At 63.5% G+C, this 10,603-nt stretch carries 5 protein-coding genes; 2 read left to right on the top strand and 3 right to left on the bottom strand.

Translation table 11 applies throughout. The annotated features are described in order from the left end of the window. Positions 1–52: 52 nt before the first annotated feature. Positions 53–934: an EamA family transporter gene (locus E8M83_RS20740; RefSeq protein WP_137175254.1), complete on the bottom strand. Its 882-nt coding sequence runs from the start codon at positions 932–934 to the stop codon at positions 53–55. Further along, entirely contained in the window at positions 931–2,550 is a 1,620-nt protein-coding gene (locus E8M83_RS20735) for an NAD(P)/FAD-dependent oxidoreductase (RefSeq protein ID WP_137175253.1), read from the bottom strand. The genes E8M83_RS20740 and E8M83_RS20735 overlap by 4 nt, the downstream gene beginning before the upstream one ends. Positions 2,551–3,153: 603 nt before the next feature. On the opposite strand from E8M83_RS20735, the gene E8M83_RS20730 reads away from it, so the two are divergent. Further along, a complete protein-coding gene (locus E8M83_RS20730; protein ID WP_137175252.1) occupies positions 3,154–6,213 on the top strand; it encodes a hypothetical protein in 3,060 nt (1,019 codons plus the stop codon). 643 nt (positions 6,214–6,856) lie between these two features. Further along, positions 6,857–9,760 carry a TonB-dependent receptor gene (locus tag E8M83_RS20725; RefSeq protein ID WP_137175251.1) on the top strand — a complete coding sequence of 968 codons (2,904 nt, stop codon included), beginning with the start codon at positions 6,857–6,859 and terminating at the stop codon, positions 9,758–9,760. Positions 9,761–9,859: 99 nt separating this feature from the next. Here the strand turns inward: E8M83_RS20725 and E8M83_RS20720 are convergent, their stop codons facing one another. Beyond that, positions 9,860–10,585, bottom strand: coding sequence for a 16S rRNA (uracil(1498)-N(3))-methyltransferase (locus tag E8M83_RS20720; RefSeq protein WP_137175250.1), 726 nt, complete (start codon positions 10,583–10,585; stop codon positions 9,860–9,862). Positions 10,586–10,603: the final 18 nt, after the last annotated feature.

The following is a 10,603-nucleotide window of genomic DNA, read 5'->3' as shown; positions in this document are numbered from 1 at the left end:
CGTAGCCGCCAACCCTACGTAGGGTCGGCGGCTACGCCGCCGACGCGTTCAATCAGCGCTTGCCCGCCGTCGCCGCTGCGCCGCCGCAGGCCAGGGTCACCAGCCCGATCGCCAGCCATTGCAAGGTCGTCAGGCGCTCGCCCAGCAGGAGAAAACCGGCCAGCGCCGCCACCGCCGGCCCGGCGCTGACCAGGATCCCGAACACGCGCTGCGGCAGGCGCTTGAGCGCCTTCATCTCGAGCGTATAGGGCAGGGCGGACGACAGCAGCGCCACCGCCAGCCCCCCGCCCAGCACCGCGGGCGCCAGCAGGTCGCCGCCGGCGTGGGCGACGCCGAACGGCACCACGAAGATGCAGGCCGCCAGCAGCCCCAGCGACACCGCCTGGCCGCCGTCGAGCATCGATACCCGCTTGCCGAACACGATATACATCGCCCAGCAGAACGCTGCCGCCAGCGCATACGCCACGCCGACCGGGTCGAGCGCCGCGCCGCCAGGCGTGCCGCGCACGGGCAGCAGCAGCCACAAGCCCACGGCGGCAAGCATCACCCACAGGAAGTCGCGCGCATGGCGCGAGGACAGGATCACCACCGCCAGCGGCCCGGTGACCTCGATCGCCACCGCGATCCCGAGCGGGATGCGCTCGAAGGAGCGGTAGATGAACAGGTTCATTGCCCCCAGCATCACGCCGTAGATGACGACGTTGGGGATGTCGGCGCGGCGCAGGGCAAAGCGCCACGGCCGCACGATCGCGAGCAGGATCAGGGCCGACAGCCCGACCCGCAGCGCGACCACGCCGGCGCTGCCGACCACCGGGAACAGGCCCTTGGCCCAGGCCGCGCCGGCATTGACCGACACCAGCGAACCGAGGATCGCCAGCGCGGGCGCGGCGACGCCACCCACGTCGGTCGCGTCCGACGCGGCGCGGCCGCTCACCTGGCCGCCATCGCGAGCGCTACCGCCTCGGCCACGCGGATGCCGTCCACCGCAGCCGACATGATGCCGCCCGCATAGCCGGCGCCTTCGCCGGCCGGGAACAGGCCGCGCGTGTTCAGGCTTTGCAGGTCGTCGTTGTTGCGGCGGATGCGGATCGGCGACGAGGTGCGGGTCTCGACGCCGGTGAGCACCGCGTCTTCCTTGTAGTAGCCCTTGATCTGCTTGTCGAAGGCGACGAAGGCTTCGCGCATCGCCACGATCGCGTAGTCAGGCAGCGAGGTCGCCAGGTCGGTCAGGTGCACCGCCGGGCGGAACGAGGGGATCACCGAGCCGAATTCCTTCGACGGCACGCCACGCACGAAGTCGCCCATCAGCTGGCCCGGCGCGTCATAGGTGCTGCCGCCCAGCACGAAGGCGCGCGATTCGAGCTCGCGCTGGAAGGCGATGCCGGCCAGCGGGTGGCCCGGGTAGTCGCTCGGCTCGATGCCGACCACGATCGCGCTGTTGGCGTTGCGCTCGGCGCGCGAATACTGGCTCATGCCGTTGGTGACCACGCGGCCTACTTCGCTCGAGGCGGCGACCACGGTGCCGCCCGGGCACATGCAGAAGCTGTAGACCGAGCGGCCGTTGGAGGCATGGTGCACAATCTTGTAGTCGGCCGCGCCGAGCAGCTTGTTGCCGGCGTTGGGGCCGAAGCGGCAGACGTCGATCAGCGACTGCGGGTGCTCGACCCGGAACCCGATCGAGAACGGTTTTGCTTCGACGTACACGCCGCGGTCGTACAGCATCTGGAAGGTGTCGCGCGCGCTGTGGCCGATGGCCAGCGCCAGGTGGCGGGTGGCGATTTCTTCGCCGCTGGACAGGCGCACCCCGACCACCTGGCGCACGCCGCCGGTTTCCTCGATCAGCACGTCGTCCACGCGGGTCTCAAATCGGATCTCTCCGCCCAGGCGCATGATCTCGGCCCGCATCTGCTCGACCATCTTGACCAGGCGGAAGGTGCCGATGTGCGGCTTGCTGACGTACATGATTTCTTCCGGGGCGCCGAAGCGCACGAACTCGGTCAGCACCTTGCGGCCGTGGTGGTTGCTGTCCTTGATCTGGCTGTACAGCTTGCCGTCCGAGAAGGTGCCGGCGCCGCCTTCGCCGAACTGCACGTTCGACTCGGTATTGAGCTTGCGCTTGCGCCAGAAGCCGAAGGTGTCGACGGTGCGCTCGCGCACGATCTTGCCGCGCTCCAGGACGATCGGGTTCAGTCCCATCTGGGCCAGGACCAGCGCCACGAACAGGCCGCAGGGGCCGGTGCCGACCACCACCGGACGCGGGGTGCCCGGCGCCGGTTTGTTTACCTGCACGAACTTGTAGTCGACGTCGGGCGACGGCATCACGTGGCGGTCGTGCCCCAGGCGCGCCAGCACCGCCGCTTCATTGCGCACGTCGGCATCGATCGAATAGATCAGCACGATGGCGGACTTCTTGCGCGCATCATAGCTGCGCTTGTAGACGCTGAAGTCGACCAGGTCGGTATCCGCAATGCCGAGACGGGCCAGGATGGCTTCGCGCAGGGCCGGTTCGGGGTGGTTCAGGGGGAGTTTGAGTTCGTTGATACGGAGCATGGAGGGTGGTTGCTGGTGAGGCAACAAAGGTGGACAGGCAAAGCACTATTTTACTTCAGCCGTGCTGCAGTACCGCAGTCGTCGTAAGCACAACAGCGAGGATTTGTCTTGCGAAAGCTCAAGAAACACTCTGTTCTCTCAGAGTGGGTATAAGCAGATCGAATATCCTTTCTTGTTTTTTGGTAAGTAATTGCCAATAAAATTATTCATATATGACATGTTTCCGAATGACATATGCCCTGATGTGACATTTGCCTTTGTATGTATGGTTGGTGTGAAAATTCACATAACGATAGGCAGAATATTGCGTCGACTCCCCTTTTTGGCGACGGTGTGGTCAAAATTGTGCGGCAATGCACCATTGCGGATAATTTTTATTCTGGCCAGATGGTCGCCCACGGAGGAGTGTTGTTTATGTGCATACCTCTGAAGTGTGTCATTGACACAAGAACTTTCTCCGTGTTTTTATGTAAATGCTTCTCCTGGCGCAATTATCATTTAAATGAATATTCCGTCAGTGGGGTCAAGAGAGGAAAAGCGGCAGTAGTGATCCGCACGTAAAACCACATCGGCACAGGCCGAAAAAATAAGACAGGAAATCACATGTTGAAAAAAACCGTATTAGTTCACGCTTTGAGTCTTGCATTCGGTGGGGCCGTGCTCGGCCTGGCCGTGATGTCGCCGGCAATGGCGCAGTCGAACGCGTCCGGCAGCGTGTTCGGTACCGTCGCCCCGGGCAGCAATGTCCAGATCCTAGTGGAGAACCCGGACATCGGCATCCGCCGTACCCTGACGCCCGATGCCCAGGGCCGTTTCACGGCCAGTTCGCTGCCGGGCGGCACCTACCGCGTGTCGCAGATCCGTGATGGCGGCGTGGTTGCCACGGTCGAGGTGGAAACCGGGATCGGCCGCAATGGCGAGGCGATCTTCACCAACAATACGGCGGGCGGCACCGCCGTCGTGCAGGTGACCGGCACCCGCGCCACCATCGACACCTCGAACTCCACCAATAGCGCGACCTTCAATGCGCGCCAGCTGGCGGCGCTGCCGATCGGCCGCAACGTCGAGTCGATCATCCAGCTGGCCCCGAACACCACCACCGCCGATCCTCGGTTCTCTGGTGGCGCATCGTTCGGCGGCGGCGCGGCTTCCGAGAACTCGTACTACATCAACGGTTTCCCTGTCGTGAACCCTCTGACCGGCCTGGGCGCGGCGCAGCTGCCGTTCGGCGCCATCGCCGAAGCCGAGGTCATGACCGGTGGTTTCGGCGCCGAATTCGGTCGTTCGATCGGCGGCGTGGTTAATATCGTCACCAAGAGCGGCACCAATACCTGGGAAGCGGGCGGCATCGTGACCTGGGAACCTAAATCGCTGCGCGCCAAGCCGCACGATATCTATTACCGCAATACCGGTGCGCCGACCAATGCCGCGACCGACGGCACGCTGCGCCTGGCGCGCGCCGAAAATACCCTGGACCGCAAGGTATATGGCGCCTACGTCGGCGGTCCGATCATCAAGGACAAGCTGTTCTTCTTCGCTTCCGCAGAAAAGACCGATACCGAAGAAGGCCTGGTCAACGGTTTTCGGATCGCGACCAATAACGACCGGGTAGGCTGGCGCGATCGCGACACCAAGCTCGAGCGCTACATGGCCAAGATCGACTGGAATATCACTGACAACCATCGCCTCGAATTCACCACGCTGGGCGACACCCCCGAAGAGAACTACGCGGACAGCGGTTTCAACTACGCCACCCGCAGCCGCACTGGCGTCGTCACATCGAACTCCAAGCTGGTCAACGTCGACAATAACGGCGCCAAGATCAATACCCTGCGCTATGTCGGGAACCTGACCGACGACTTGACCGTCACTGCCCTGTACGGCCGTTCGAAGTCGACGCACGAGAATTACTTCACCGGCTACAACCCGGACCTGTACCAGATCTCGTCGACCGTCGATGCGCGCGCGCCTGGCCTCAACTACAACAACCCGCAGAACATCAGCGGCAACATCCATGCGCCAGGTTCCCAAGACATCGTCAAGTCCGGCCGCCTGGACATCGAATGGCGTGTGGGCGACCATACCCTGCGCGGTGGCTTCGACCAGAACAAGATCGAGTCGATGGCGGCCGGTGACCTGCGTGCCGGTGGCGGCATGTGGACGTATTTCCGTGCCACCAATCCGAATGCCCAGATCGAGGGCCCGGCCGGTGTCCTGATCCCGAGCCCGGCGAGCACCGGTGGCACGCTGGCCAGCCAGGGTTACTACGTGACGCGCGACCTGTTCTCGACGGTAACCGACTCGTACGGCGAACAGAGCGCATGGTATGTCGAAGACCGCTGGCAAGCCACGCGCAACCTGCTGGTGACGATAGGCGTGCGTAACGAGTCGTTCAAGAACCAGAACGACACCAAGACCACCTTCCTCGAGATGAAAGACCAGATCACGCCGCGCCTGGCGGCGGTGTGGGATGTCAATGGGGACGCCAGCTTCAAGGTATTCGCGACCGCCGGCCGCTACTCGGTGCCAATTCCGACCCACATCTCGGTGCGTGGCGCCGGTCGTTCGACCTACACCGCCCAGTACTTCACCTACACCGGTACCGACGCCAATGGCGCCCCTACCGGCCTGACGCAATTGAGCGTGCCGCTGTCGACGAACAATGAGTACGGCCAGGACAAGGTGGTCGAGGCGCTGGCGGCCAAGGACATGGATCCTGCCTACCAGGATGAAGTCAGCCTCGGTTTCGAGCGTGCCTATTCGCCATCGCTGAATTTCGGCGGCAAGGTGACCTACCGCAAGCTGAAATCGACCATCGACGATTTCTGCGACGGTCGTCCGTTCGCACGCTATGCCGAGGCCAACGGCATCGAGATCACCAATCCTCTGTGGGGCAATGCTTGCCAGACCTTTAACCCGGGTCAGGACAATACCTTCATGGTCGACTTCTACGGCGATCCGAGCCGCCTGACCGAAGTCTTCCTGAGCAAGGAAGAGCAGGGCTTCGACAAGCCGAAGCGCACCTACGCAGCCTTCGACGCCTTCCTCGAGCATCCGTTCCGCAACGGCTGGTACGGCAAGGTCAACTACACCTGGTCGCGCAGCAAGGGCAATACCGAAGGCCAGGTGCGTTCGGATAACGGCCAGGCCGACGTCGCCGTGACCTCGTCGTGGGATTATCCAGAGCTGATGGAAGGCGCGTACGGCTACCTGCCTAACCACCGCAAGCACGTGGTCAAGGCCTTCGGCTTCTATGAAATCACGCCCGAGTTCGTCGTCGGCGGCAATGTGCTGGTCGCCTCCGGCCGTCCGCGCAGCTGCATCGGTAGCGCGGCATCGCCTGGCGATTCGCCGAACTACGCGAACCAGACCTTCTATTGCGGCGGTGCGACCCGCGCACAAAACGTCGTGACCCCGCGCGGCACCGTCGGCAACCTGCCATGGCAGCACCGCTATGACCTGAACCTGGCCTACAAGCCGAACTTTGCAAAAGGCCTGCAGTTCCGCATCGACGTGTTCAACGTGTTCAACGATCAGACCGTCCAGAACGTGACCGAGGCCTATAACAATGGCGCCAACGTCAGCAGCTTGTACGAAACTCCGCTGTCGCTGACCGCGCCGCGTTCAGCACGCTTCTCGGTCATGTACGACCGCAAGTTCTGATCCTGCTCACCGACGGCCTTGCGGCCGTCGCAGCGCGAAGCCGCTCCTTGGAGCGGCTTTTTTTGCGCCCAAAAATTCGCCCTCATCCTTTTGGATGAATAACAAAAAGCCACTTGGCTATAGCGTGGTTTTTACACAACTATCTCATAAGTCATCTACTGTTTTTTTGCATGCAGATCGCGTGCATACCGTATGTGCATGCGAATCATGATTTTCTCGCGTGACGATCCCGCTGATTTGCTATGCATATCTTTATGAAACCATTGTAAATACAAGAACTTAGCGTACTGTGCCGTGCCTCGGGGCGGTTTTCACAGGTGAGCATTGCCCTGTTCGGCGCACACAGCCGATCGAAAAACCGAACGTCTGCCGACGGGAATTGATTCAATTTAACAATGTGCATATGCGATGCGCATGTTGACGCTTTTCGTTTTGATATGGTTTTATGGGCTCACTTAAATGACGTTCTATTTCCAAAAAACGCCAATTGAGGGTGTTCGTACTGAATGATCGATATGTATAGCAAATCCTCTCCCTATGGTGAGGATATACAGAGGAAATTGTTTTGGTGCCAACAAATCGCTTGCGACCCGATGCACGCGCTCGCATGAAACCACCTAAAAGAACAGCAAGGAGAAGCACAATGTTAAAACTGAAGTCGATGCCGTGCGCCATCGCCTGCGTAATCGCCAGCGGCGCCCTGGCCGGCGCCGCGCCGGCACTGGCGCAGACCCCGGGGCAGGGCGATCCCGCCGCGGGCGCGCCCCAGCGCGTGGTCGTGACCGGCTCGCTGATCAGCCGCACCAATACCGAAACCCCGACCCCGATCCAGGTACTGACCGCGGCCGATATCCAGAAGAGCGGCAAGACCTCGGTTGCCGAACTGCTGAGCGACCTGGCCGCCAACGGCGCCGGCACCCTGGGCACCGGCTTCGCCGGCGCATTCGCCAACGGCGCCTCGGGCATCTCGTTGCGCGGGCTGACCGTCGGCGCCACCCTGGTGCTGATCGACGGCCACCGCATGGCCCCGTATCCGCTGTCGGACGACGCCCAGCGCTCCTTCGTGGACGTGTCGTCGATTCCCTTCGACGCCATCGAAAGTATCGAGGTCCTGAAAAGCGGCGCATCGTCGCTGTATGGCTCTGACGCGATCGCGGGCGTGATCAACATCAAGCTCAAGAAAAACCTGAACGGCACCCGCCTGTCGGCCGAGGTGGGCGACACCCAGCACGGCGGCGGCAAGACCAAGCGCGCCTCGATCAGCACCGGCATCGGCGACCTCGGCGCGGATGGCTACAACGCCTTCATCACCGCCGAATACCGCAAGCAGGACCCGATCTACGTGGCCGACCGCGAGAACTTCGGCTACGCCAACCGCGACTGGCGCGCACGCGGCGGCAACGACCTGACCCTGGGCGTGCCGACCAATATCAATAACTTCCTGACCGCGGCCAGCAGCCCCTTCCTGTACAACCCGAGCAACCCGAACAACCCGGCCGGCGTCAACAACGTCGACAACCCGGCGAATTACCAGTTCCTGGACCCGAACTGCAACTTCGCCAAATACCGCGCCGGCGGCTGCTCGGTGCGCGACACCGAGTCGTTCATCCAGCCACCGACCGAGAACCTCAACCTTCTCGTCGGCATGACCAAGAAGCTGAGCGAAGACTGGGAAGTGCAGTTCAAGGGCTCGATGTTCCGCCGCGAAAGTACCAATAACCGCAACAGCGCCAACAACTCTCCGCTGCAGTACAATCCGACCGCCTTCAACGGCACCACCACGCTGGTCAATGGCGTGCTGACCCCGCGCGTCGGCGCGGTGCCGAACACGACCTTCGCGCCGGGCGCGCAAGTCGGCGCCAACGTGACCAATCCGTTCGGCCAGAACGCCCGCCTGTACGGCTACATCCCGGATGTCGGCCCGGCCCTGACCACCTACAACGAATCGACCGCGACCCGTTTCTCGGCCGACCTGATCGGCAGCGCCTACGGCTGGGACGTGACCGCCTCGGTCGGCGCTACCAAGGTCAAGAACGACCTCGACTACAGCGGCTACGTCAACCGCTCCGCGCTGTACGACGCACTGCGCAACGGTAGCTTCAATGTGTTGGGCGGTAACTCGCCAGCCGTCATGAACCAGGTCTCGCCGCACTTCAGCAACAAGATCGAGTCGACCCTGAACTATGCCGACCTGATCGGTTCGCGCGAGCTGCTGTCGAACTTCGGCGCCGGTCCGCTGAACTTCGCCGCCGGCCTGCACTGGCACAAGCGCAAGCAGGATGCGCCGCCGTCGAGCCTGACGGCCAACGGTGCCGTGGCCAGCACCTCGGCCTTCACGATCGGCGAAGAGACCAACAAGGCGGCCTTCGCCGAGCTGCAAGCGACGCCGATCAAGAACGTCGAAGTCGGCGTCGCCGGCCGCTACGACCACTACGACACCTACGGCCGCTCGTTCACGCCGTCGGCCAACTTCAAGTGGACGCCGAGCCAGCAGATCGGCCTGCGCGGTACCTTCGCACGCGGCTTCCGCGCACCGTCGCCGGCCGAGGTCGGCAACGCCGGTTCGTTCTTCACCTTCAACGCGATCAGCGATCCGATCCTGTGCGCCAACGGCAGCCAGACCACGGCCGGCAACGTGCCGTCGGCTTGCTCGTTCAGCCCGCCATATGTCCAGACCACCAATCCCGACCTGCAGCCGGAGAAGTCGAAATCGTTTACCTTCGGCGTCATCCTCGAGCCGGTGCGTGGCCTGAACATGACCCTGGACTACTACAAGATCCAGATCAAGAACCTGATCGTGACCCAGGCCGGCAACGACCCGAGCTTTACCCCGACCTGGGTGCGCGGTCCGGCAGCGCCGATCGACATCGCGACCGGCGTCGGCAACAATACGTCGGTGGGCACGCCGGCCGCCGGTCCGATCCTGTACGGCCTGTCGCCGTACATCAATGCTGGCAGCACCGAGACCCACGGCATCGAAGCGGATGTGCGCTACCGCTGGCGCCTGGGCGACAAGGGCACCATCACGGCCAACCTGAGCGCGGCCCATACCTTCGGGTACGAGACCGAAGTCGCTGGCGAGAAATACCAGCTGGCGGGTACCCAGGGCCCGTCGTCGGTCGGCGGCGCCACCGGCAACCCGAAAGACCGCGCCCAGTTCACCCTCGGCTATGCCCGCGGCCCGCTGGATGTGACCGCCACCGTGAACTACACGAGCGGCTTCTCGACGTTCGACCCGGCATTGGGCGAGACCGACTGCGCAACGACGGCGGAGCACGTTGGTGGCCGCGCCTACTTCCAGGGCCTGGTCCAGCCTTCGTGGTATTGCAACGTGTCCTCGTTCACCACGACCAACCTGAACGTGGCGTACAAGGTCACCGAGAACCTGACCATCCGCGGTTCGATCCTGAACCTGTTCGACAAGGAAGCCCCGTATGACGTCGCCACCTACGGCAACGCGGGTAACCAGACCTCGTACAACGCCTCGCTGCACCAGCCTGGCGCGGTCGGCCGCTTCTTCAGCCTGGGCGCGAACTACACGTTCTAAGCCTGCCTGATGTCCAGTAAAAAGCCCGCCGGCAGCGATGCCGGCGGGCTTTTTTTCGTTCCGTAGCGCCTTGCTATATAAAGCAGGACGCGGCGCCGCCTACATCCCGCCCCAGGCCCCGGCCAGCACGGCCAGCGCCGCCAGCCCGGCGGTCTCGGTGCGCAGCACACGCGGTCCCATCGACAGGAACAGGGCGCCGGCGGCGACGGCCGCGTCTTCTTCTTGCGGCGTGAGGCCGCCTTCGGGGCCGATCAGGAAGGTCACCGGCTGCGGCCCGTGATCACGGGCCCAGCCGGCCAGCGATTGCGTCGCGCGCGGGCTGAGCAGGATGCGCACGCCTTCCGGCGGCGTTGCCAGCCACGGTTGCACATCCGCCAGCGGCTGCAGCCGCGCCAGCCGGTTGCGCCCGCACTGTTCGGCAGCGGCCACGATCACGCCCTGCCAGTGGGCCTGGCGTTTCTCGGCACGCTCGCCCGCAAGGCGCACCACGCTGCGCTGGGCCGCCAGCGGCTGGATCGCCGTCACGCCCAGTTCGACCGCCTTTTCCACGATCCAGTCCATTTTCGAGCCTTCGGGCAAGCCCTGGGCCAGGGTGACGGCATAGGGCGGCTCGGCCTCGACGTCCTCGAAGGCGTCGACCGTGGCGCTGGCGCGCCGCTTGCCGGTCTCTTGCAGGGTGGCGCGGTACTGGCCGCCCTCGCCATTGAACAGGGTCAGGCTGGCGCCCGGCTGCAGGCGTACCACGTGCAGGTGGTGGGCGACGGCTTCCGGCAGGTCGACGGTCGCACCAAGGGCGAGCGGCTGGGGGCAATAAAAACGGGGCATTCTGGTTGGTCGCAGCGA

Source organism: Massilia sp. HP4 (genome assembly GCF_005222695.1).
GTDB lineage: Bacteria > Pseudomonadota > Gammaproteobacteria > Burkholderiales > Burkholderiaceae_D > Telluria.
Note: the sequence above shows the minus strand (reverse complement) of the source record. Positions and strands in the feature narration are given on the sequence as shown.